This window comes from Streptomyces sp. NPDC058375, assembly GCF_042723425.1.
GTDB classification, from domain to species: domain Bacteria; phylum Actinomycetota; class Actinomycetes; order Streptomycetales; family Streptomycetaceae; genus Streptomyces; species Streptomyces durocortorensis.
Genome location: NZ_JBHXJG010000105.1, coordinates 1 through 24,372, shown reverse-complemented (window position 1 = coordinate 24,372; position 24,372 = coordinate 1). Strand labels below are relative to the sequence as shown.

At 71.5% G+C, this 24,372-nt stretch carries 14 protein-coding genes and 1 pseudogene; 13 read left to right on the top strand and 2 right to left on the bottom strand.

What is annotated here, in order from left to right:
* Positions 1 to 116: 116 nt before the first annotated feature.
* The gene (locus ACFWM7_RS18640) at positions 117 to 1,223 is read right to left on the bottom strand and encodes a mannose-binding protein (RefSeq protein ID WP_383262046.1); all 1,107 of its coding nucleotides are present in this window, start codon (positions 1,221 to 1,223) and stop codon (positions 117 to 119) included.
* 251 nt (positions 1,224 to 1,474) lie between these two features.
* Here ACFWM7_RS18640 and ACFWM7_RS18635 point away from each other — a divergent pair, with 251 nt between their 5' ends.
* The 4 genes from ACFWM7_RS18635 to ACFWM7_RS18620 all read left to right on the top strand — a co-directional run bounded on the left by ACFWM7_RS18635 (position 1,475) and on the right by ACFWM7_RS18620 (position 8,011).
* On the top strand, positions 1,475 to 2,098 hold the full coding sequence (locus tag ACFWM7_RS18635; protein WP_383262041.1) for a type VII secretion system-associated protein: 624 nt from the start codon (positions 1,475 to 1,477) through the stop codon (positions 2,096 to 2,098).
* Positions 2,095 to 3,276, top strand: a complete 1,182-nt coding sequence (locus tag ACFWM7_RS18630; protein ID WP_383262035.1) for a ricin-type beta-trefoil lectin domain protein — start codon at positions 2,095 to 2,097, stop codon at positions 3,274 to 3,276. The genes ACFWM7_RS18635 and ACFWM7_RS18630 overlap by 4 nt, the downstream gene beginning before the upstream one ends.
* 146 nt (positions 3,277 to 3,422) lie before the next feature.
* Complete coding sequence (locus ACFWM7_RS18625) at positions 3,423 to 6,734, top strand: right-handed parallel beta-helix repeat-containing protein (protein ID WP_383262030.1); 3,312 nt, start codon at positions 3,423 to 3,425, stop codon at positions 6,732 to 6,734.
* Positions 6,731 to 8,011 (top strand): S8 family serine peptidase, encoded by a 1,281-nt coding sequence (locus ACFWM7_RS18620; RefSeq protein ID WP_383262027.1) that lies wholly within the window; start codon positions 6,731 to 6,733, stop codon positions 8,009 to 8,011. The genes ACFWM7_RS18625 and ACFWM7_RS18620 overlap by 4 nt, the downstream gene beginning before the upstream one ends.
* Before the next feature lie 48 nt (positions 8,012 to 8,059).
* Here the strand turns inward: ACFWM7_RS18620 and eccCa are convergent, their stop codons facing one another.
* Positions 8,060 to 12,073, bottom strand: coding sequence for a type VII secretion protein EccCa (gene eccCa, locus ACFWM7_RS18615; RefSeq protein ID WP_383262025.1), 4,014 nt, complete (start codon positions 12,071 to 12,073; stop codon positions 8,060 to 8,062).
* Between the two features lie 400 nt (positions 12,074 to 12,473).
* Between eccCa and eccD the strand changes: the two genes are divergently transcribed.
* The 9 genes and pseudogenes from eccD to ACFWM7_RS18570 all read left to right on the top strand — a co-directional run.
* Positions 12,474 to 13,880: a type VII secretion integral membrane protein EccD gene (gene eccD / locus ACFWM7_RS18610; RefSeq protein WP_383262023.1), complete on the top strand. Its 1,407-nt coding sequence runs from the start codon at positions 12,474 to 12,476 to the stop codon at positions 13,878 to 13,880.
* Positions 13,881 to 13,925: 45 nt separating this feature from the next.
* Positions 13,926 to 15,467 (top strand): type VII secretion protein EccB, encoded by a 1,542-nt coding sequence (eccB, locus tag ACFWM7_RS18605; protein WP_383262019.1) that lies wholly within the window; start codon positions 13,926 to 13,928, stop codon positions 15,465 to 15,467.
* A 443-nt stretch (positions 15,468 to 15,910) separates the two neighbouring features.
* On the top strand, positions 15,911 to 16,246 hold the full coding sequence (locus tag ACFWM7_RS18600; RefSeq protein ID WP_383262017.1) for a hypothetical protein: 336 nt from the start codon (positions 15,911 to 15,913) through the stop codon (positions 16,244 to 16,246).
* 93 nt (positions 16,247 to 16,339) lie between these two features.
* On the top strand, positions 16,340 to 16,648 hold the full coding sequence (locus ACFWM7_RS18595; protein ID WP_007457487.1) for a WXG100 family type VII secretion target: 309 nt from the start codon (positions 16,340 to 16,342) through the stop codon (positions 16,646 to 16,648).
* Positions 16,649 to 16,771: 123 nt separating this feature from the next.
* Entirely contained in the window at positions 16,772 to 17,251 is a 480-nt protein-coding gene (locus tag ACFWM7_RS18590) for a type VII secretion system-associated protein (RefSeq protein ID WP_383262013.1), read from the top strand.
* Between the two features lie 27 nt (positions 17,252 to 17,278).
* The gene (locus ACFWM7_RS18585; protein ID WP_383262010.1) at positions 17,279 to 20,878 is read left to right on the top strand and encodes an AAWKG family protein; all 3,600 of its coding nucleotides are present in this window, start codon (positions 17,279 to 17,281) and stop codon (positions 20,876 to 20,878) included.
* Positions 20,879 to 21,053: 175 nt separating this feature from the next.
* A complete protein-coding gene (locus tag ACFWM7_RS18580; RefSeq protein WP_383262007.1) occupies positions 21,054 to 21,509 on the top strand; it encodes a YbaB/EbfC family nucleoid-associated protein in 456 nt (151 codons plus the stop codon).
* 1 nt (position 21,510) lies between these two features.
* The gene (locus tag ACFWM7_RS18575; RefSeq protein ID WP_383262004.1) at positions 21,511 to 21,894 is read left to right on the top strand and encodes a hypothetical protein; all 384 of its coding nucleotides are present in this window, start codon (positions 21,511 to 21,513) and stop codon (positions 21,892 to 21,894) included.
* Positions 21,895 to 21,984: 90 nt separating this feature from the next.
* A pseudogene (locus ACFWM7_RS18570) lies at positions 21,985 to 24,372 on the top strand (hypothetical protein); the annotation flags it as partial.

Sequence of the window (24,372 nt, the reverse complement as noted above, 5' to 3'; positions counted from 1 at the left end):
CCGCAGGGCCGCCCCTTCCGGGGCGGCCCTGCGGAGTACGAACCGGTCAGGCGCCGACCGCCGGTTGCGCCACGACCGTCGCCGCTACGCCGGAGAAGGCGGTCCGGCGGTACCGGTCAGGTCGACCAGACCACCTTGCCGTTGTGCACGATGACCACCTTGGCGTCGGGCCTGAGGACCATCTGGGCGCCGCCGAAGTCATGGGTCTTGGAGGCCCAGATGGCTCGGTCGTCGCCGTTGTGGATGACCAGGTTGCCGTCGGGCTGGAAGATCGCCCGGTGGTTCTGGCCGAAGGTCATGGCGGCCCAGATCGGCTTGTTCTGCTCGTTGTAGACGACGAGATTGCCGTCCTGCTGCATCGTCATGCGGATGCGGTTGGTGGCCCAGGACTGGCCGACCCCGATGGAGCTGGTCGCGGAGACCGTCTGGGTGCCCCAGTCCGGCTTCGGGGCCGCCTTGGGCTTCGGTTTCGGTGAGGCCTTCGGCTTCTCGGCGGGGGCGCTCGTGCGGGGTGCGGGCGGGGGGACCACGGGTACGGCAGCGGCTTTCGGCGGGGTGGTCTTCTTCTGCTCCGTCGGGGACGGTGTGGGCTTCACCGCCACGTAGTCGTCCAGGGCCGCCGGGGCCGACTCGGGGTTGAGGACCGTGTCGGCGCTCCCGGCGACCGGTGCCGTACCGCTGTTACGGGGCTTCTCGTCGTTCGCGCTGCCCATCAGGAGCACGGGTATCGCGACCAGGGCGGCTCCGACGAACACGGCTCCCGCCAGGACCGGTGTGCGGGGGCGGCCCCTGTCTGCGGCGGTGAGGGTCTTGGTCTCCGGCTTCGCGGCGACGGCCGCGGCCAGTGCGACGCCCTCCGTGCGGCCCTCGGGCGCTTCGATCGTCCGCGCCGTGGACGAAGGCTCGGACGGGGCGGCGGCCTTCGGGGATTCCTCGGGCGCGGCTGTGGCTGCGGCTGTGGTGGTGGCCTTGGTTTCGGGTTCGGTTTCGGCCGGAGCCTGGGGCTTCTCGGTGCCGGCCGTTGCGGCGGGCTCGGTCGGGGTCTCCTCGGTGCCGGCTGTCGCGGCGGCCTCGCTCCGGGTCTTCCACGCCTCGGCCGACGCGGCGGGGGGCGGGGACGCGGGACCGGACTTCTCCGTGGCGGGCGGCGGGGAAGTGGCGCCGGACTTCTCCGTGGCTGCTGCCGCGGACTCGGCGCCGGGGGCGGGGGGTTCGGGGGGCATGCGCTGACTCCTCCTCGTGGGCGAGCCCAACGTAGCCCGTCGGAGGAGCGGGAGAAGTCGCTCGCCTCGATACGTCTCCGTCGCTTTGTCATCCCACGCCTTTCCTGTCCCGGAAAGTTCCCCGCTCGGGCAGCAAACGGGCAGGCAGACGGCCGATACGGGCCCGCTGTCGGACCCCGCGAACGGAGCTCGTATGACATCCTGTTGAGGCCGTTCGGCACTCAAAGAATCGTACGGAGTCAAGAGTTCAGGTGGATGCCTCCCTCGTGCCGGAAGCCGTGAAGGACGCCGCACGTCGTGCGCCCGGCCACTGGATCGGAATCGTCGATCCGGAGTGGACGCAGGCGCGGACGCCGCCGGAGTGGGCCGTGCTGGGGGAGTGGCAATCGGACGAGAGCGGGAGCGTGGGCGAGTACCGCGCCAACCCCGACTACCGTCCCTCGGCCCGCGTCCTCGGCTGGCCGGAGCCCACCGATCCGGTGGACGCGGCCGCCCAGCGGGCCGCCACCGGTTACGGCACGGTGGACGAGGCGCTGGCCGCACTCGCGGAGGCCGACGTCACCGTCGTACGCGGGCGGGACGGCGGGCCGCTCATGGCCGCGGGGCGGGACGGGGCGCCGGTGGTGCTCCTGTTCACCTCGCCCACACACGCGTTCATGTCCGCGGCACTTCACCATGACACCGTGTCCGCCCGGGAGCTGGCCGGGTCGCTGGCGGAGACCGGCGTCCTGCTGATGGTCAACTCCGGTGCCGCGGCTCCGCTGCTCGTTCCCGCCGACAGCCTTGCCGGTGCCGTGAGCTCCGGCCCGGTGACCGAGGCCGACGGCCCTGCCCCGACCGAACCTTGGCCCCACACCACAGGGAGGACCCCGTGACGCGTTCGTCGTCCCAGCAGACCCCCGACTCCGCTCCCGCACAGGCGAAGACCGAAGCAGCGGCAGCCGAGGCCGCTGAGGCGGAGAAGGGCCTTGAGGCTGCTAAGACCCCGGAAGCCGAGAAGGCCCCGGAGGTCGCGAAGGCCCCGAAGACCGGGGAGGCCGAGGAGGCTGAAAAGGGCGAGCAGGGTGAGAAGGGCGAGCGCCCCGACGCCCATGCCCCCGACGCCCAGGCCGCAGCCCCCGAGGCCGCCACCGCCTCCGCTTCCGACCCCGAGACCGACCCCGGGGCCTCCGCCGCCGCCCAGAGCCGGCTCCCCGCCCTCGTACGGACCATGACCGCCACCGCGATCGGGCAGCCCCAGCAGGAAGCGGGGCCTGTGGGGCGGCCGGGGAAGGCGGCACTCGCGGGTGCCGCCGTCGTGGGGGCGGTGCTCGTGTCGGTGCCCTTCCTCGTGCTCGCCGGGAACGACGACGACGGGCCCAAGCGGACGAACGCGGCGGCGGCCGGGACCGTCCTCGACGGGAGCGGACCGGAGGCGCCGGGCGAGTTCGCCGTCACCGCGCCCGAGACCAGCGCGCCCGCAGAGAAGGACGAGGCGAAGCCGGAGAAGGCCGGCAACCCCGTGCCGGCCATCCCTCCGGCGGACGGCGGTAAGGAGGAGGCGAAGCAGGACGACGCCCCCAAGGGCCCGCCGAAGAAGGCGGATTCGTCCAAGGAGAAGGCCGAGGCCGGGAGCGGCGGTGGCAAGAACCAGCCCGCCAAGGCCCAGCCCGCCGTCACGTTCAGCGGGCCCGTCTCCTTCCGCAGCCACCTCTCCGGCCGCTGCCTCGACGTCCCCGGGCACAACTTCAACGACGGCCAGCCGCTGTTCATGTGGGACTGCAACGGCGCCGACGCCCAGAAGTGGCGCTTCGGCTCGGACGGCACCATCCGGGCAAGGGACAAGTGCCTGGACGTGGCCAACGCCAACTTCACCAACGGCGCCCGTATCCAGCTCGCCTGGTGCAACGGCGCCGACGCCCAGAAGTTCACCCTGAACGGCGCCCATGACCTGGTCAACACCGCGGTCGGCAAGTGCGTCGACATCCCGAACCACAGCAAGAGCAGGGGCCCGTCCACCTACCTGATCCTGTGGGAGTGCACGGGTCTCGACAACCAGAAGTGGAGCACCTGACCCGGGCGTCCGGATGCCGGGAGCCCGCTCCCGGCATCCCCGCGCCGCCCCGGGCGAGGCATGATGGCATCGCCGGACCGCCGAACCGCGTCCCCGGCGAAGAGGGGCGTCCGGACAGGACGCCGCCGTAGCGAGGAGGTTGGTGCGTGTCGCGCCAGGTACTGACGGTCGGCCCCGCGGACCGCTTTTCCACGATCGGTGAGGCGCTCGCCGTCGCCCGTACCGGTGCGCTCATCAGCGTCCGGCCGGGGACGTACGCGGAGAACCTGGTGATCCACACCCGGGTGACCCTCACCGCCGCCGAGGGACGGGGCACGGTGGAGATCCGGCCGCGTTCGGGCAGCGTCATCGCGCTGCGTGCCGACGCCGTCATGCTCTCCGAACTCACCCTGCGCGGCGGGGACTCCGAGCTGCCCGCCGTGGACGTGCGGCGCGGGCAGGCCGCGCTCGACGGGTGCGAGATCGTCGGTGCCGCCTGGACCGCGATGCTGGCCGGCGGGACCGGCTCCCTCGCGCTGCGGGACTGCCGCGTGAGCAACCCGCAGGGCGCGGGCATCGTCGTCACCTCCACCACCCCCACCACCGTCGAGTCCTGCACGCTCGAACACCTCGGCACCAGTGGCATCGTCCTCGCCGAACAGGGCGAGGCGCGCGTCCGCGACTGCACGGTGCGGGGCGCCCGGGGCAACGGGCTGCTCGCCAACGGGGAGACCCGGGGCACCGTCGAGGACTGCGACATCTCCTCCACCGACAAGCCCTCCATCGCCCTGGAGGAGAATTCCGCCGTCTCGGTCGTCCGCACCGTCGTGCACGACACCAGCACCGGTGTGCACCTGAGCACCGCGGGCCGCACCACCCTGGAGGACATCCGCGTCACCGGCGCCTCCGGCAACGGGATCGTCCTCGCCGCGGGCACTGATCCCGTACTGCGCCGCTGCCGTGTCTCGCGCGCACGTGGGCACGGACTGTTCGTCACCGACCGGGCGCGCGGCACCTTCGAGGACTGCTGGGTGGACGGGGCGCAGGGCGCCGCACTGCGGGTCGCCGGGGCGTCCTCCCCGGCGCTGACCGGCCTGACCGTCCGCGACTGCGAAGGGACCGGGCTGCTTCTGGAGGAGGACTCCGCGCCCGAGCTGGACCGCCTGGAGGTCATCGGGTCCTCGCCGGCCGTCGCTCTGCAGGGCGGAGCCAACCCGCTGCTGCGCCGGGCCCGGCTGGTGGAGCCCGCCGGTGACGGCATCGCGGCAACCAAGGACGCCCGGGGCCGCGTCGAGGACTGCGAGATCGTGCGGCCCAAGGGCGCCGGTGTCCGGGTGGCCTCCGGCTCCACCCTCTACCTGGCGGGTGGCGGGGTCTCCGACACCGCCACCAGCGGACTGGTCGTGGAGGACGGCGGCAACGTCACCGTCCGCGACTTCCGCGTCGAGATGTCCGGCGAGGAGGGCGTGGTCGTCGCGGCGGGCGGTGAACTGACCGCCAACCGCACCACCGTCCACGCCCCCAAGGGCCACGGCTTCCTCCTCCGCGAGGGCGCTCTCGCCTCGCTCAGCGGCTGCGAGGCGGGCGGGGGTGCTCAGGACGGTTTCCGGGTGGAGTCCACCGCCCCTGTCTCGCTCGTCAACTGCACCGCCCGGGAGAACGAGGGCGGCGGCCTGGTGCAGACCGCGCCCGGCGAACGGCTCGCCGTGGACGGTCTGAACAGCGTCGGCAACGGCAAGCGCGACGCCTGGGGCAGCGGCAGCGCCGAGAACACCGACCCGGCCGGTTCCGGCGCCGCCGACGCGCCCCCGCCGGACCGTGCGGACGGGCCGCTCGGCGCCCTCAACGCGCTGATCGGCCTGGAGAACGTCAAGCAGCAGGTACGCACCCTGGTCAACCTCACCCAGCTCGCCCAGCGCCGCGAACAACTCGGCATGCCCGCACCGCCGATGAGCAGACACCTGATCTTCGCCGGCCCGCCCGGCACCGGTAAGACGACCGTCGCCCGCCTCTACGGGGCGATCCTGGCCGAGCTGGGTTCGCTGCGCAGCGGGCACCTGGTCGAGGTCTCCCGGGCCGACCTGGTCGCCCAAGTCGTCGGCGGCACCGCCATCAAGACCTCCGAGACCTTCCAACGGGCGCTGGGCGGCGTGCTGTTCATCGACGAGGCGTACACCCTCACCGCCGACAGCGGAAACGGCGGCGCCGACTTCGGCCGCGAGGCGGTGGACACCCTGCTGAAACTCATGGAGGACCACCGCGACGACGTGGTCGTGGTCGCGGCCGGATACTCCCGCGAGATGGAGTCCTTCCTCAGCTCCAACCCGGGCCTCGCGTCCCGCTTCTCGCGGACCGTCGAGTTCGAGAACTACTCCGTGCCCGACCTGGTCGCGATCATGGAGAGCATGTGCACCCAGCACCAGTACGAGCTGGGGGAGGGGACGGACCAGGCGCTCGCCGCCCACTTCGGGGCCATGGACCGGGACGCGGGATTCGGCAACGGCCGTGCCGCGCGCGGGGTGTTCGAGGAGATGGTGGACCGGCAGGCGATCCGGCTCTCCGCCCAGACCCAGGTCAGTGAGAACGATCTGCGGCTGCTGCTCCCCGAGGACGTCTCCGCCACCGCCGCCGCGTCGACCGCCGAGACCGCAGCACCGGCCGACGACCCGCTCACCCGCCTGGGCGACATGATCGGGCTGGCCGAGGTGAAGCGCGAGGTCGCCGACCTGGTCAACCTCATCACCACCGCCCGCCACCGCGCCGCCGCCGGGCTGCCCGTCCCCTCGCTCAGCAACCACCTGGTCTTCACCGGCCCGCCCGGCACCGGCAAGACCACCGTCGCCCGGCTCTACGGCGAGGTGCTCACCCAGCTCGGCGTGCTCCAGCGCGGCCAGCTGGTCGAGGCCGCCCGCGCCGACCTCGTCGGCCGCTACATAGGCCACACCGCCCAGTTGACCCGCGAGGTCTTCGAAAAAGCCCGCGGCGGCGTGCTGTTCATCGACGAGGCCTACACCCTCACCCCGCGCGGCGGCGGTGCCGACTTCGGCCAGGAGGCGGTGGACACCCTGCTGAAGCTGATGGAGGACCACCGCGACGAGGTCGTCGTCATCGTCGCCGGATACACCGACGAGATGGAACGCTTCCTCGCCTCCAACCCCGGCCTCTCCTCCCGCTTCCCGCGCCGGATCGCCTTCGCCGACTACTCCTCCGAAGAGCTGGTCACCATCGTGCGCGCCCAGGCCACCGCCATGGGGTACGAATGCGGACCCGGCACCGGACCGCTGCTCAAGGAGTACTTCGACGCGGTGCCCCGCGACCGGTCCTTCGGCAACGCCCGCCTGGCCCGCCAGGTCGTCGAGTCGATGGTCACCCGCCAGGCGGGCAGGCTCAGTTCGCTGGCCGCGCCTACCCTGGACGACCTGCGCATCCTCCTCCCGGCGGACGTCACGGCCGCGGCCCCGAAGGCGGTGCCCCGGTGAGGCCGCCCGCGCGACGGGCGACCGGCAGGCCCCGAGCGGGCCGTCTGCTGTACGGGGTCTCTCTCGCCGCCGCACTCGTGGTGCCTGCGGCTCTGCCCGCCCAGGCCGAGCCCCTCTCCCGTACGCCGGTGGCACTTCCGGCAGCCGACGGGGCCAAGGGCCAGGAGCTGCCCGGGATGCCCACCGCGCTCGATCCGCGGGCCGAGGCCGTCGCCTGCACCCCCGCTTCCAAGGAGCAGGCGAAGAAGCAGGACTGGTCGCGCCAGCGCCTCGACCTGGACCGGCTGCACCGGCACACCACCGGAGACGGCGTCACCGTCGCGCTGATCTCCACCGGCGTCGACCCCGGGGCCGAAGGACTCGACGGCCGCGTCACCGCCCAGGGCCAGGCCGCCGACGACTGCGTCGGACAGGGGACGTTCCTGGCCGGGCTGATCGCCGGGACCGGCGGCCCCACCCCGCGCCTCGCCGGGGTCGCCCCGGGCGCGAAGATCCTCGCCCTGCGCGGCACCGACCGGCGCGGGCAGCCGGACCCCGCGCTCGTCACGGCGGCGGTCCGGGCCGCGACCACCGCGAAGGCCGACGTGATCGCGGTCGCGGTGGCCCTCCCGCGCAAGGACACCGGACTCGCCCGAGCCGTCGCCGAGGCCCGCAAGGCCGGCGCGGTGGTGGTCGCGGCGGCCACCCCGGAGCCGCCGTCGCGCGGCTCGGCCGACGAGATCCCCACCCGTACCTACTGGCCCGCCGGTGAGCCCGGCGTCCTCGCGGTCGCCGACATGCTGCCCGCCGGAACCCGGCCGGACGGCGCGCTGCCCACCGAGGGCGTCGACCTGACCGCCCCGGGAGCCGGGGTGGTCTCCGGTGGGCCGCGCGGGAAGGGGCACTACCTCGGCGGCGGAGTCGCGGTGGCCACCGCGTACGCGGCCGGGGCAGCCGCGGCCGTCCGCGCCACCCACCCCGAGGAGCCGGCCGACGCGGCCACCCGTCGGCTGACCGCCACCGCGTACCCGGCCGACATCCCCCAGTTGGACGCGTACGCCGCCGTCACCACGGTCCTCGGCGATGCGGGCGCGCCGGTCGGCGGTGCGGAGCGGGCCGCGGAACCCGTGGCCGTACGCGACACATCCGACACCGACCGCGCCACCGGCAGGGCCGTCCTCTTCGTCCTCCTCGGATCGGCCGGCGTCCTCTCCCTCCTCTGGGCCGGCTTCGCCCTCACCCGGGCCCGCGCCCGGGGCTGGCGTCCGGCGGGGGCGGGCACCCCGGAGAAGGGCTGAACGCGAGAGGCGCCCTCCGCGCGGGAGGGCGCCTCCTGTCCGTGCTCCTCAGTCCTGCTCCACCAGGGCCGTCTGCACCAGCCGCGGCTTGCGGCGCTGGATGTGCAGGGCCCGGCCCGGCGGCAGGTTCAGCGGCTTCGCGTTGCCGAAGAGGCGGCCTTCCGTGGGCGGGCAGGAGAGCAGGACGGCCGGGTTGTTGGCCTCGTCCAGACGGCGGACCAGCCCGTCGCTCAGGCCGCGCCCCGCGCCCATGGCGCTCCGGGCGACGACCAGGTGCAGGCCCATCTCGAAGCCCAGGGTCAGATGCTCGAAGAGCGGCTCGAAGGGGCTCTGGAAGGAGTTGCTCGACACCATGTCGTAGTCGTCGACCAGGATGAACAGGCGCGGACCCGTCCACCAGTCAGACCTGCGCATCCGCGCGGGCGAGATGTCGGCCCCGGGCACCCGGGTCTTCATCGCGCGGGCCGCGCCCTCGATGGTCTCGTTGAGGTTGTCCAGGGAGATCACGTGCCCGATGCGGTACTCCTCGGGGATGGCGTCGACCAGGGTGCGGCGGTAGTCGACCGCGATGATCTTCGCCTCCTCGGGGGCGTACCGGCTGGTGATGCCCTTCGTGATGAGGCGCAGCAGGTTGGTCTTGCCGCTCTCGGTGTCGCCGACCGCGATGAGGTGCGGGGTCCGGCTGAAGTCGTGCCAGACCGGCTCCAGCGCGTCCTGGTCGAGCCCGAGCGCGAGGCGCATTCCGCCGCCCTCGGTGGCCTCGGGGGCCGGGAGTTCGGAGACCGGCAGGCGGTGCGGGAGCATCCGCACCTGCGGGGCGGAGGGGCCGGACCAGTGCCGGGCGATCTCCGCGACCAGGTGGGCCACTCCCTCGCCCAGGTCTTCCAAGGAGCCGCTGCCGTCCAGGCGGGGCAGACCGGCCAGGAAGTGCATCTTGCTGTCGGCGGTGATGCCCCGGCCACCGGTGCGCGGCACCGAGCGGGCCTTGCGGGTGTCGATCTCGGAGTCCATCGGGTCACCCATCCGCAGCTCAAGACGGGTCGCGGCCTGGTCGCGGACCTGCGCGGACAACTCCACCCAGCGGGTGGTGGTGATGATCAGGTGGATGCCGTAGTTGAGGCCCCGGGCGGCGAGTTCGTTGAACTTCGGGATCAGGTCGTCGTAGTCCTGGCGGACCGTCGACCAGCCGTCGACCACCAGGAACACATCGCCGAACGGCTCGTCCGGGAACTCCCCGGCGGCCCGGCGACGCCGGTAGGACTGCATGGAGTCCAGCGTGTGGTCCACGAAGAACTGCTCACGGCGGACGAGCAGCGCCATCACCTCGGCGACCGCCCGGTGCACCCGCTCCGGGTTGAGCCGCGCCGCGACCCCGCCGACGTGCGGGAGCGCGGCGAGCTGGGAGAGGCCGCCGCCGCCGAAGTCCAGGCAGTAGAACTGCACTTGGGAAGGGGTGTGGGTGAGCGCGAGGGCGGCGATGAGGGTCCGGGCGACCGTGGACTTGCCGCTCTGCGAACCGCCCGCGACGGCGACATGGCCGCCCGCCCCGGAGAGATCCACGATCAGCGGGTCGCGCCGCTGCTCGAACGGCTTGTCCACCAGCCCGACCGGGACTCGCAGCTTCCCGGTACCGGGCCAGCCGACGGCGGTCAGGCCGCGCTCCTTGTCCGGTGCGATACCGGGCAGCAGGGCGTCCAGCGGCGACGGCTCGTCCAACGGCGGCAGCCACACCTGGTGGGCGGCCGGCCCGGAGCCGCGCAGCCGGTCCAGCGCCACATCGAGCAGTGCCTCCTCGTCCTCGGCCTCCTCCGTCTCCGGCTCCGGGTCGGGCGGGGTCTCCAGGGTGCGCGGCACCACCCACCCGCTGGTCCACGGCACCACCTGGCTCGCCACCCGGGCCTGCACCACCGCACCGGTCCTGCGCCGGTACGTCCCCGAGGAGTACGCGGCACGGAACCGGGTCAGGGCCTCCACCCCGGACTTCAGATAGCCGCTGCCGGGCGCGGCGGGCAGCTCGTAGGCGTCCGGTACACCGAGCACACCGCGGCTCTCCATCGCGGAGAAGGTCCGCAGCCCGACGCGGTACGAAAGGTGGCTCTCCAGCTGGTGCATACGCCCCTCGTCCAGGCGCTGCGAGGCGAGCAGCAGATGCACGCCCAGCGAGCGGCCGAGGCGGCCGATCATCACGAACAGCTCCATGAACTCCCGGTGGGTGGAGAGCAGTTCGCTGAACTCGTCGACCACCACGAAGAGGCTGGGCAGCGGCGCCAGGTCGGCTCCGGCGGCGCGGGCCCGCTCGTACTCCAGGGCCGAGGTGTAGTTGCCCGCCGAGCGCAGCAGCTCCTGTCGGCGGATGAGTTCACCGTGCAGGGCGTCCTGCATGCGTTCCACCAGGGCGACTTCGTCGGCCAGGTTGGTGATCACGGCGGAGGTGTGCGGGAGTTCCTCCAGGCCGAGGAAGGTGGCGCCGCCCTTGAAGTCGACCAGGACGAAGTTGAGCGTCTCGGAGGAGTTGGTCAGGGCGAGCCCGAGGACGAGGGTGCGCAGCAGCTCGCTCTTGCCGGAGCCGGTGGCGCCGATGAGCATGCCGTGCGGGCCCATCCCGCCCTGCGCCGACTCCTTGATGTCGAGCTCGACCGGGCGGCCGTCCACGCCCACCGCGATCGGCACCCGCAGCCTGCCGGAGCCGGAATGCCGGGCGAACAGGGTCTGCGGGTCGTGCCGGTGCAGATCCGGGATGCCGAGCAGGGTGGTCAGCTCGACATCGGTGTCCAGCGGCTGCGCGATGTCGGTGCCGAGGCTCATCCGGCGCGGGGTGAGCAGCCGGGCCAGTGACTCCGCGCCGAGCGGACCGAGCCGGTCGGGGCGGCCGAGCGGCACCGAACGCTCCTTGCGACTGCGGTCGGTGCGCACCAGGTTCACCTGGTCGGGCCCCACGGTGAGACGCAGTGTGTTGCGGCCGGCCCGCCAGCGCAGCGCCCCGGACACGTCCAGGATCAGGGCGTTGCGGTAACCGTGGCCCTCCCAGCGGTGGCCTTCGGGGACGCCCACGCCGTCCAGCACGACGACCGTGTACGGCTCGTCCCGGCCGGGCCGGGCGTCCGGGTCAAAACCGGGGCGCTCGGCGAACTCGGCGCCGAGCAGATCGTCCAGCTCGGTCAGGTCGGCGGTGATCCGGCGGGCCTGCCCCGCCCCGTCCTCCTCGTGCGGATCCAGCACATGAGGCAGCCACTTGACCCACTCCCAGTCGGCCCGCCGCTCGTCGCTGACACAGAACGCGAGCCACAGCTCCTCGGGGGCGTGGAACACCGCCAGCTGCCCGAGCATCGCCCGCACCAGGGCCCGTACGGCGTCCTGCTCCGGGGCCTGAGCGCCGTCCGGTGCCCCGTCCGGTGAGTCTTCCGGGCGCAGCAGGATCCGGGCCGAGGAGCGCAGGTAGAGCCCCAGCGGCTGCTCCGGGATGGTGGAGTAGGCCCGGATGAAGCGGCGCAGCGCGTGCGCGCAGAGGGGTTCGAGATCCTCCACCGGCCGGGTGGAGACCGGGTTCAGGGTGAGCGCGAGCTGCTGTTCCCCCACCGCGAGACGGACCTCGCCGAAGTCCTCGTCGGCCGGGCGGCGTTCCCACAGCCGTGAGGTGCGGGCCAGGGAGCGGAGCGACGCGGGCTCCGGGTGACGCCAGGCGAGCGCCCGCTGCTGCTCCGCGATGGTGGTCCGCACCCGCTTGCGGGTCTGGGCCAAGTAGCGCAGATAATCGCGGCGTTCGCCCTTCAGCCGCTGCTTGCGCTCGCTGGAGCGGCGCATCAGCTGCCCCAGCAGCATGGCGCCGGCGGAGAGCGCCATGACGCCCATCGCCAGATACATGAAAACGCTGTTCCCGCCGCCGGGGCGCAGGAACATCAACATCATCGAGACCGACATGAGGGCCATCGGCAGATAGGTCCACACCGCCGAGGTGTCGGGCGTCGTCTCGGAGAGGACCGGCGGCTCCTGGAGGGTCAACTGCCCCTCGGGCATCTCCGGGCCGCGCCTGCGGGCCGGGCGGCGAAACAGCACGACACTCAAGGAAGAGAACCTCCGGTTCACTGGCTTTCGTCCGCTCCGAATACCGGCGCACCCGGGGGAGGAAAGACCACACCCGACGGATTCCGCGGGCGCGGGTGCGTCGATGAACGTCGGGTGAATGTTTCGAGCGGATAGCGGGAGCGGTCAACTTCCGTGCTGGCCGCCCGTTTGCCGGATTCCTTACCCGGGCCCGCAGCACGGCCGGTGGCCGCAGGCAGTAGTCTGCATTCACGGAACGCGCCCTGTCCACGCGGGAGTGGCGGTCGCCCGGGTGCGCGGGCAGAATTTCCCTGCCCGGCCCCCGGTTCACAGCCACGCGGACTTATCCGTACTGTTCGCACCTTTCCGCTCCCGGGGAAGCTTCCCGTCAAATCCCGCACGGAAGACGAGAGTTCTGCTGATGACCGACAGTGCGGTGGCCGAATCGTGCCGCCTGACCGTACGTGCGCCGAGCGTCACCATCGATCTGGCCGTGCCCGCCGACGTACCGGTCGCCGATCTGCTCCCCACCCTGCTGCGGTACGTCGGTGAGGAGGCCGAGGAGGCCGGACTCGACCACGCCGGCTGGGTGCTCCAGCGGCTCGGCGACGCCCCGCTCGATGAGGAGACCACCCTGGCCCGGGCGGGTCTTGCCGACGGCGCGGTGCTCCATCTGCGCCCGCACACCGAGGCGTTGCCCGAGGCGCGGCTCGATGACCTGGTCGACGGGATAGCCGAGACGGTGGGCCGCCGTCTGCACACCTGGCACGCCGGCGCGGCCCGGGGCCTGCTGGTGGGCACCGCCGTGGCGAGCGTGGTGGCCGCCCTGGTGCTGGTGTTCCGGCCCGGCGTGACCGACTCCACCGCCACCCGCGCCGCCTGCGCGGCCGTGGCCGGGGCGCTGCTCCTCGCGGGCGCGGGCTCCGCCAGCCGCGCGGTCGGCGACCGCCTGTCCGCGACCGCCCTCGGCCTGCTGGTCGCCCCGTGCTTCGCCCTGGTCGGCTGGGTGCTGCCCGGCGGCGACCTGACCGGCCCCGACGCGGAGCAGGTCGCGGGGGCTCGGCTGCTCGCGGCGGGTGCCGCGGCGGCGGGCGGCGCGGTCCTCGCGCTCGCCGCGACCGCCGTCGGCGCGCCCGCTCTGCTGGCCACCGCCGTGGTCGCGGTCGCCACCGCCGTCTCCGGGGCTTTGATGGGCTACACCGGCCTGGACGTGCCCGCCGCCGTGGCGCTGGTGGCCACGGTGGTCGCGCTCGCCGCCGGGTCGGTGGCACCCTTCGCCTTCAAACTGGCCGGGATGCGGATGCCCTCGCTGCCCTCCTCGGCCGGGCAGCTCCAGGAAGGCATCGACCCGTACGCGGGCGACGAGGTCGCCGAGCGCACCGAACTCGCCGGGCGGTGGGTCGCCGCGCTCTTCGCCGCCACCGGCGCCATCGCCGTCGCCGCCCTGGCCGTCCTCGCCCACACTCCGGACCTGCCCGAGACGCTCACCGCGCTCGCCCTGTCCCTGCTGTTGCTCCTGCACTCCCGCGACCTGATCCATATCGGTCAGCGGTTCACCCTGGCCGTGCCGGGGATCTGCGGGCTGCTGCTCCTGGCCCGCGCCTGGGCGGTGGACAGCGACGCCGACGGCCGCGTGATCGTCTTCGCGGTGCTGCTCGCCGCCGCGGCCGCCCTGATCACCGCGTCCTGGGTCGTGCCCGGCCGCCGGGTGCTGCCGTACTGGGGCCGGGCGGCGGAGCTGGCCCACACCGGCCTCGCGGTCGCGCTGCTGCCGTTCGCCCTGTGGGTGGCGGGCCTGTTCGGCTGGCTGCGCGGCCTGTTCGGCTGAGTCTCCCCGTACGCCGGTCCATCGAAGAAGAGTTGAGGAGAGGCTGTGCAGTCCAAGCGCGATCAGGTGCAGGCCCACGGTTTCATGATGGGCAGGCTCAGCTCGGGCCTGCTGACGGCTGACCCGGACGCCCCGGAGAGCCCGCTGGGCCGGACGACCCGGGGGGTCGTCTTCGGCATCCTGGTGACCGTCCTCATCGGCGCCGGCGCCACCGTCTACGGGCTCCTGCGCCCCGGCGGGAACGAGACCTGGCGCAAGGGCGAGAACCTGGTGGTCAACCGCGAGACCGGCGCCCGCTACCTGTGGACCGGCACCGACGGCGTACTCCACCCGGTGCGCAACTATGCCTCGGCCAGGCTGATCGGAGGCCCGCAGTTGAAGGCCGTCGACGTCTCCACCGCCTCGCTGCGGGACGTCCCCGTCGGATCCCCGGCCGGCATCCCCGGCGCACCCGACACCCTCCCCGGGCCCGGACAGCTGGACGCCGGCGCCTGGCACATGTGCGTCACCGGCCCGGACGGTGCGCTGCCCAGCACCTCCGGCGCCGTGACGGGCGCCGGTGCGGACGAGGCGGGAGCCACCACGCTGGTCGCCGGGGCGCCGCTGGAGAGTCAGGACGTCGGCGCCGACCGCGGAGTGCTCGTCAGCGGCCCGGACCGCACCGAGTACCTGGTGTGGCGGGGCAGCCGACTCCCCCTGGACCGTGGATCCGACGCCCGCAACGCCCTCGGCTACGGCTCCGAACGGGCCATGCCGGTCTCAGCGGCCTTCCTCGACGCACTTGCCCCCGGCCCCGCCCTGAAGCCGCCCGAGGTCCCGGGACGCGGGGAGAAGGGCCCGGCTATCGGTGGTGAGCCGAGCACGGTCGGCCAGCTCTTCGAGGTGAGCGTGCCCGGCGGAGGCAGCACGTACCACCTGCTGCGCAAGGACGGCCTCGTGCCGCTCTCCGGTCTTGAGGCCGCCCTCGTGCTGGGCGACCCGGCCACCCAGAAGGACGCCTACCAGGGGCGCTCGCCCGAGGCCCGCTCGGCCGGCGCCGACGCGCTCCGTACGCACCGGGCGAAGGAGACGGCCGCCGCCGGACCCGCCGCCGAGCTGCCCCGTACACCGCCGCTCCCGCAGTCCGCACCCCGCGGCAGTGCGCTCTGCGCCCAGGTGGACGGCGGCGACGGCGGCGCCCGGATCCGGTCGGTGCTGGCCCCGCTCACCGGGCTCGCCCCCGTGGCGTTCTCGCAGGGGGCAGCCCAGCCGCTGGCCGACGCCTGCGCCCGGACGGACGCCACGGTGGTACGCCCCGGGCGCGGCGCCCTGGTCCGGGCCCTGCACGCCAGCGGCGCGGCGCACGCGGGGACGACCTACCTGGTGGCGGAGAACGGCGTGAAATACCGCGTCCCGGCCAAGGACGCCCTGGAGGCCCTCGGGTACGGGGAGGGGGACATCGGCTCGGTCCCCGCACCGCTGCTCGCGGCCCTGCCGACCGGCGCGGACCTCGATCCGGCCACCGCCTCCGGCGCCGCGGAGCCCAGGATCACCGCCCCGAAGTGCGGCGAGTCCGACACGGCGCGGAGAGGTGACTCCCGGCCATGAGCCGGGCCAAATCCCCCATACGGTGCCGAAGAAAGAGAAAAGGGTGGGAGGCGGAACTCCAGTCATGACTCGGCGTCGGCGGGCCCCTATTCGGCGTGCGGCGTGCGCGGAGGGAAACCTCAGAAAAAGCTCAGACAATTGATCGCCGGCCCATCCGGGGAGTCCCGCGAAAGGGGCGCGCCGCGCCGGAAACGGGCTGCCTCGATGACCGTTCGGATTCTTCGGCTGACCGTTTCCCGTCCGCATCGGCCGGTACGGACGGACGGCGGGTGGTCCGCGTTCATTTCGTGGAAACCTTCGGACAACTCCGTTGGCATGCAAGGATTCTGACCCGCAGAACTATGCTCAAATCTTCCCTGCATACGTTGCGGAGGACGGTGGGTTCTCTTTAGCCTCAGCGTGCAACGGTGCGACCAGAAGTCACTCAACGAAGGGAGCGCGACATGGCGGACAGTGCCCAGAGGCGGGCGGACTATGCCAAGGGCCTGGGAGGCGTCTCCTCGCTGGAGTCGGCCCGGGCAGCGGTCGAGAAGATCCAGAACAACGTCGCCGAGATCGCCGCGCGTTCGGGCGTCGGGGGCGACGAGGGCCAGGCCCTGCTGAAGCTGTTCCGCAGCTGGAACGGCGAGGCCCAGAAGGTGGTCGTGCAGATCAGCAAGATGGTCGACGCGCTCCAGGAGAACGTGACGTCGGCCGACCGGCTGGCGAAGGAGAACCAGGACCTCACCGAGGTGCTCAACAGCAAGACCAGCCAGGGCGTCTTCGAGGCGCTGCGCTGACCCGCGTCCCCTGCGGTACCGGTCCCGTTCGCGGAGGCCGGAACCCGTGAGCACCCCCGGGCCCTGGCGCCCGGCCACCCGAGAGGAGATGTCATGGCCGACGGCATCATCGATGTGCAGTACTCCACGGTCCGCAACGCGATCGAGGAGCTGACCCAGCAGACCAAGCAGATCATCACCACCCTCAACAACCTGGAGGACGAGCTGAAGCCGCTCATCACCTCCTGGGAGGGTGACGACCAGGCGATGTACCGCGGGGTCCAGGCCGAGTGGGACCAGGCCACCAAGAACATGGCCCTGCTCCTGGGCGACAGCGGCGAGCTGGTCCAGAGCATCCACGACAACCACTCCCGTGACGAGCGCAGGAGCGCCGACAACTGGGGCGGCGTGCGAGCCCGCTAGTTCCCCTCCGGATTCCACCCCGCCACCGTGGCGTGGTGGAGCCCGGTCGCGGTGCGGGCGACCTGACCGCCGCCGCCCGTCAGTTCCCGAGCCGCCCGGCACCGAATCCCAGGAGGACGTCCCATGGCTGAGAAGGCCGACGTCAAGCACTTTGACCTCAAGCAGATGGAGAACTTCCGGGACCTGGAGGTCGAGCCGGTACGCAAGGACGCCAAGGTCACCCGGGAGGACACGCCCGACAGTGGCATCCGCCCGCTCGGTGACCTGGTGGCCGGATACACCACTGCGGACAACCCGAAGAAGAGCGACCAGATCCTGCGGATCGGTCATATCGGCCGTGGCGAACATGAGGACCTGGTCTCCGGCAAGACGTTGCTGACCGCCATCACCACGTCCGCCACCAAGATCGACGAGCTCCTCGGTGAGCAGGTGACGCTCTTCAAGGAGCTGAAGGAAGCCCTCACCGAGACGATCGAGGAAGCCAACAAGACCAAGGACAAGAACCTCGAGGCGATCGACGCGCAGACGCTGCTCCAGACTTTTGACGAGGTGGACGCCCTCACTGTCGGCGGCTCGGGTGGCGAAGACGAGGAAGCGTCCTGACCGGGACCTGTACCGAAGGGGGCACCCGTGGCTGAGGTTCAGAACGAGGACCCGAACTCCGAAGCCAATTTCGACAAGCTCGACGGGTTCGACTCCGAAACGTCGGACGCCTGGGCGACTTTGGTCACGCACATCACCGGGTACCCGGTGCCGGACCGCAAGACGATCTTCGAGAAACTCACCTCGACCAGCGGGGGCCCGCTGTTCCGGATGGACATCCGTGAACGGGACCTGAAGTCCGTCGTCTCGGAGTCGGGCTTCCTGGTGAACGAGGGCCAGGACTACGACATCTTCTTCCTGAACAAGAACAAGAAGTCCTCGCTCATGCAGGCCCGCATCGTCTTCGAGGGCCGGGTGAAGTCGGACAACGAGATCCACTTCGCCGGCACGGACGCCGACGACGTCGACGACGCCGGCGTCCGGGAGGGCAACGAGTTCAAGGACTACAACGACCAGGAGATGAGCACCATCCCGCTGGCCCGGTACATGAACGGGCCGCGAGCCGCGCTCATCGCCCTGCGGGACGGTGGCACCGAAGGCGTAAAGTTCGCCGACCTCCCGGTGGACGACGCCAACGCGGTGGTGCTGAAGTCCTTCGCCGAGACCGGGGAGTCCTTCGACCGGGCCGCGCAGTTCTTCAAGGACAAGGCGGTGATCCTCAAGGACTGGGAGGACCGCTTCGCCCGGGAGGACGCGAGCTGGAAGGGGGAGGCGGCCGACATATTCCGTGACCTCCTGAAGAAGGTGCACGACAACTACGAGGGCTACGTGGAGACCTTCGGGGCGTCATCGAGCGCGGACGGTGCGAGCGGCGCCGGAAGCACGGTGTACTCCCGCGCTCTGAACACGGGGAGCCAGAGCCTCAAGGACACCGCCTCCAGCCTGTTGGACGCTTGGCTGACGTGGGCGCAGACCGACTACTACGATCCGCTGCGCGTGCTGCGTTTCGTACTGGACGACCTCGCCCGCTGGGTCAACGAGAACAACATCAGCAAGAGCGACATCGAGGCCACCTACCACAGCGGCTATCAGGGCGCCGGCTACACCAGTGTCACGCACTCTCCGCAGGGCGGCTTCCTCCAGGAACACCCGGACTACGGTGACCTGAGCGACATCGCCAACTGGAAGAAGGTGGGCGAGAGGGCCGTCGAGCTCTGGAACCAGGGCGTCGACCAGGAACTCGTCCGGCCCGCCATCACGGAGACGTCGAAGCTCAACAACCGCTTCCTCGACCTCACCAAGGACTTCACCGAGAACGTCCCGAAGCCCAAGACCACCAGCACCGCGGGCGAGGACTACGCCGACGACAAGCTCAACGACCCCGGCGGCGACGGTGGGCCGGACATCGACAAGTGGCTCGACGAGCTCAATAACAACAACAACGACTTCCTGGACGATCTCAACAACAACAACAACGACATACTCGACGACCTCACTAACAACAACAACGACATTCTGGATGATCTGAACAACAAGAACAACGACATACTCGACGACCTGAACAACAACAACAACGACATACTCAACGACCTCGGGAACAGCAACAACGACATCCTGGAAGACCTGGGGAACAACAACAAGACCGTCCTGGACGACCTCGGGAACATCAACAACCAGGCGCTCGACGACCTCAACAACCTCGGGAACGCCAACAACGACTTCCTGAACGACCTGGGCAACGCCAACAACAGCGCGTTGAACAACCTCGGCAACCTGAACTCGCCGTTGGGCGACGACAGCACGCTGGGCGGTAACGGGCAGCCCCTCCCGCCGCCGGTCATTCCCCCGCCGACCCAGAGCCTCGGCAACTTCGGCGGGAACAGCCCGAACGAGGAGTTCACCCGCAGCATGGGCAACCTCCTCGGCAACGGCGGGCCGGTCGGTGGCCTGAACACGCCGACCGGTGGCAGCACCAGGCTCCGGGACGGCGGAGGGATCACCACCGACTTCCCGGACGGCAGTCGCAGCTCGTTCGATCCCGGGACGGGTCAGTTGACGACCACGAACCCGGACGGTTCGACGGAGACCGTGGATCTCGGTGATGGTGCGAAGATCACCAATCCGGATGGTTCGGTCACGTCGCTGGATCGGGACGGGAATCTGACGACGAGCTTCCCGGACGGTTCGAAGCAGGTCGTCGATCCCCGGACCGGGGAGACCGTCACGACGAACCCGGACGGCAGTACGTCGACCAGCAATCTGGGCAGCCTGGATGGTCTGAACGGTGCGAACGACGGGTTCGACGGGCTGGGCGACCTGGGTCTCGGCGGGAACGACAGCGGGCTGGAGACGCCGACGGGCGGGCGTACTTCGCTGGGCCTCGACGGTGATCTGGACAACGTGTTCCCGGACGGCAGTCGCAGCTCGTTCGATCCCGGGACGGGTCAGTTGACGACCACGAACCCGGACGGTTCGACGGAGACCGTGGATCTCGGTGATGGTGCGAAGATCACCAATCCGGATGGTTCGGTCACGTCGCTGGATCGGGACGGGAATCTGACGACGAGCTTCCCGGACGGTTCGAAGCAGGTCGTCGATCCCCGGACCGGGGAGACCGTCACGACGAACCCGGACGGCAGTACGTCGACCAGCAATCTGGGCAGCCTGGATGGTCTGAACGGTGCGAACGACGGGTTCGACGGGCTGGGCGACCTGGGTCTCGGCGGGAACGACAGCGGGCTGGAGACGCCGACGGGCGGGCGTACTTCGCTGGGCCTCGACGGTGATCTGGACAACGTGTTCCCGGACGGCAGCCGCAGCTCGTTCGATCCCGAGACGGGTCAGTTGACGACCACGAACCCGGACGGTTCGACGAAGACCGTGGACCTGACGCACGGTGCGACGGTGACCAACCCGGACGGGTCGAAGACGGTGCTGGACAACGGGATGCTCAAGACGACGTTCCCGGACGGCACCACTCAGATCGTGGACCCGGAGACCGGGCGTACGACCGTCACCGACCCGGATGGCAACACCCGCACCGTGGACCTGGACGGGCTGGGCTCCGACCTGAACCGGCAGACCAGCGACCTGCCGGACCTCGACAACCTCGGGCTGGGCGGCAACGGCTCCGGGGACGGCGGACCGAGCACCATCTCCCGTGATCTGCCGCTGTCCAACCTCGGCCTCAACAACGGTGGAGGGAACTCCGCCGGCCTCGACAACAACCTCGCCGCCCTGGGCGGCGGCGGCCCGCTCGGCGACGGCTCCGGCAACGGGCTCAACCCCGGCCAGACACCCGCAGCCCCCGGCCAGACACCCGGAGCCCCCGGCTCCCCAGGCATGCCCGGCTCGCCCGGTATGCCGATGGGCGGCGCGGGCATGGGCGCCGGCGGCGCCGGGGAGAAGGGCAACGGCGAACGGGTGCGTGCCGTCCTGGTCGACGCGGCCGAGGAGAGCGAGCGCCGCAAGCGCCGACGCCGGGGCGCCTGGAACCGGCAGGAGGGCGAAGACACGTTCCTGGCCCCCGCCCCCCGGCCCACGACCACCAGCAGCGGCGGTGAGACGCGGGGCGAGGAGGAGCAGGACAGCGGCCGCCGGGCCACCAGCTCCTCCGCTTATCTGGAGGAGGACGAGGACGTCTGGGGGACCGAGGAGGGCGGCAGTCCCGCGGTGATCGGACGGTGACCGCGAAGACGCCGCGCTGCGGAGCGCGGAAGAGACCTATCCCATAGGGATCGTGAGCCGTACCCGCTTTCCTTACCTGGCGGTCACGAGCAGAATCATCAGAGTTGATCATCGTGCGGACCGGTTCGGCCGGCGCCGCACGAGGGGCGACACGGAACGGAGAAGGGACCACGGCATGCCGGAACCTCTGGAGAAGCGCCTGGAGACGGCGATGGCCGAGCTTCAGCAGGCCCAGGAAGCCATCGCGCGGACCGAACGCGAACTGCGGCAGGCCTCGTTCGCCCGCGTCTCCTCCGATCGCGCGGTGCGCTGCACGGTGGGCTCGCAGGGGGAGCTGACCAGCCTGGAGTTCCTTGAGGACAAGTACCGAGACATGTCGCCCCAGGCCCTGGCCGCGAGCGTCATGGAGGCGGCGAGCGAGGCCCGGGTCGCGATGAACCGGCATGTCATGAAGGCGATGACGCCGTTCACCGAGCCCAGCAGCGCGGTTCCGGAGCTGCCGGGCTTCGAAGTGGACTGGGAGCGGATCTTCGGTCCCGAGGTGCTCCGCGAGGACGACGAGGAGCGGTCGCAGCCGGACGGGGGCAAGCCAGCCTGGCGGGACGCGCTCGACGAGGACGGTGAGGACTGACATGGCCGGGCGCTACTACTTCGACCCGAACCGGGTGGCTTCGCTGACCGAGCAGCAGGACCAGATCGCGGACCTGGCCATGTCGATCCTGACCGAGTTCAGGGACGACGTGTACGGGACAGCGGGCTGGGTCGGCACGGCGGCGGGCACCGACGAGATGAGCCAGAAGGCAACCGAGCGGGACCGGGAGGAGACGCAGAAGGTCACGGAGACCATGACCGGCTTCCGGGACGCGCTCAGCGCCAGCACCGCCGCGATGAAGGACCAGATCTACCTGGTGCGCTCGACCCGCGACACCAACCTCGAAGGCATCAGCAAGTACAACAGCCGGGCCGAGGCCAACGGTGTGTTCGGCGATGACACCGGCGGCCATGCCCGCCGCTGATTCCCGTGCCGGGGGCCGCTCCCGCAGAACCGGGGGAGCGGCCGCTCCCGTCTGCCCGCGCACCACCGGGGGCGGCCGCAGTTGAGCATCATGCCCACGCCGGAGATCAACGCGATGATCTTCGCGTTGACCGGGGAGTTCCTCACCACGATCGACGAGGACCTGGCGGACCAGAGCCAGTACAACTTCACCGACATGGCCCGCAAGGTCGAGCAGTTGTCCGCGCTGATCGAGAAATCGGTGCACGACATCGCGCAGGCCATGCCGGATGAGCTGTCGAGCTCCTACAAGCAGGCGATGGGCGCGCTCATCGACGACCAGGGCAAGAACTACCTGCTGGAGTTCACCAAGCAGCTCGACGGGATCGGCCAGGGCCGCCGCAAGACCGGCATGGACGTCATGGAGTCCAAGTGGCAGGTCATCGCGGAGATCGTCCGGCTGCTCATCGAGATCGCGATCTATCTCGCGCTGTCCTTCTTCACCGGCGGTGCCTCCGCCAGCCAGATCCTGATGGCCAAGCTGCGCAGCCGGTTCGTGCTCCTCACCCTCTTCAGCCACCTGCTCAAGCGGCTGCACCTGATGCCCGCCCTGAGCGAGGCGTTGGCGGAGGCGTTCACCACTTTCGCCGTCCGGCTGGCGATGATGAACTTCGCCCCCGAGGGGCGCCGCCCGGACGGGATCGACTGGGGTGACATCGGCAAAGCGGCCGCCTTCGGCGCGGCGGCGGGGTTCTTCACCAGCGTCTTCGAGAACTGGGCGAAGAACATCGTCAGAAGCTACGACACCAACTTCCTGAAGGACGGGCCCCCCTTCAAGGACAAGCCCGACCCCGGCCCCGACCTGAAGCTCGACACCCCGGACCCCAAGCCGAAGCCCGGCCCGGACACACCGACCCCGGAACCGAAGCCCGAACCCAAACCGGAGCCCGGGCCCGACCCGAAGCCGGAACCGAAGCCCGGCCCCGAGCCTGCACCGGAGCCGAGGCCGAACCCGAAGCCGGACCCCGATCCGGTGCCGGCACCCGGCGGCGGCCCGAAGGACCGCCCCCGCCCCGACGTCAACACCGACCCGCCCGCCTTCCTCCGCGACCGTCCGTTCACCTTCCGCTACGACCCGGCCGTCTGGCGCTCCAACCCGGACCTGCTGCGTAACTACCGCCTGCTGGAGAACAACGCCGACCGGCCAGGCGCGCTCGCAGGGCACTACGGGCTCAAGGGCGTCCTCGACTTCGCCGCGGCCGGCGGCGGCGAGTCGCTCGGCGAAGTCCTGGTCAAGGGCGCGTTCGAGGGCGACTTCTCCTCCAACTGGACCACGTTCGTCGGCGCGGGTGTCAGCAGCTGGGTCGAGGGCGGGCTGGCCGACATCGCCGTCAACACCGGCAACGAATTCCGCACCGCCATCGAGAACCTGCGCAACCAGCCGCCCACCGTCTCGAACGGCCTGGGCTCCGACGATCCCGCACGGACCGGCGACGGCGACGGCTCCGGCCGCACCGGCGGCCCTCCGCGTACGGAGTCCTCGGACGGCGACGCAGCCGGGCCCGGCTCGCCCCAGCCCGTGGCCCCGCACCCCACCGGCCTGGACGACTTCGTCGGCGGCCCCTCCCCGCGCCCGGACCTGGCGGAGAGTCCGCCGCCGTACACGCCCGCGGACCCGCCGCCGTACGTCCCGGTGGACCCGCCCTCGTACACGCCGGGTCCGCTGCCGGTGACCGCCGCGGAGGACGCGCTGTGGCAGCAGGTCCACGAGGGGCCTGCCGAGGTGCGGGACCAGGCGCTGCGCGACCTGGCCGCCATCCGCGGCGAACAGCCGCCCGGCCCGGCCGAGATCGGCGTACGCGAGGGCTTGTACGGCAACCTGTCGCAGCACCCCGAGATACGGGTGATGCCCACCGGCGACGGGCCCGCCGTGCAGATCGACGCCGACGAGGTACGCCGGGCGCTGGAGAGCTTCGGCACGCCGGTGACCGTGGACCCGGTGACCGCGGACCCGGCATTCGTGGGGGAGGGCGCGCCGACGCCCCCGCCGGTAAGTGGTGCGCCGACGGGGGCGGACACGCTCGGCGAGACCGGTGTGGACGTTACGGACATCGCTCCCGGCGCGAACGGCACGCCCGGCCGGGCCGAGGTCGACACCGACGGCTCCACCGGGGACGTGCGCGCAACGGATGAGACCGGCGACGGCCCTGCGACGCGTGAGGCGCCCGGCGACGGAGCCACCGGCTCGCCCACCGCGGACAGTACCGACACGGACACCGGTCCGGGCTCCCGCACCCAGACGCCGCCGCTGACGGTGATCGTCTCAGAAACCCCGCCGTCGCTGGTCGACGGGTCGCCAGAGGCCGCCGCACTGCTGGACGACGCGGGCGCGGACCGGGCCGTCGTGCTTGGCCCGCCGTCCGGGGCCGATGGGCCGGGGCTGCCGGAGCGCGGCGCGTTCGAGCTGACCCGGGAGGGGCCCGGCGCCCCGGTGCAGGTC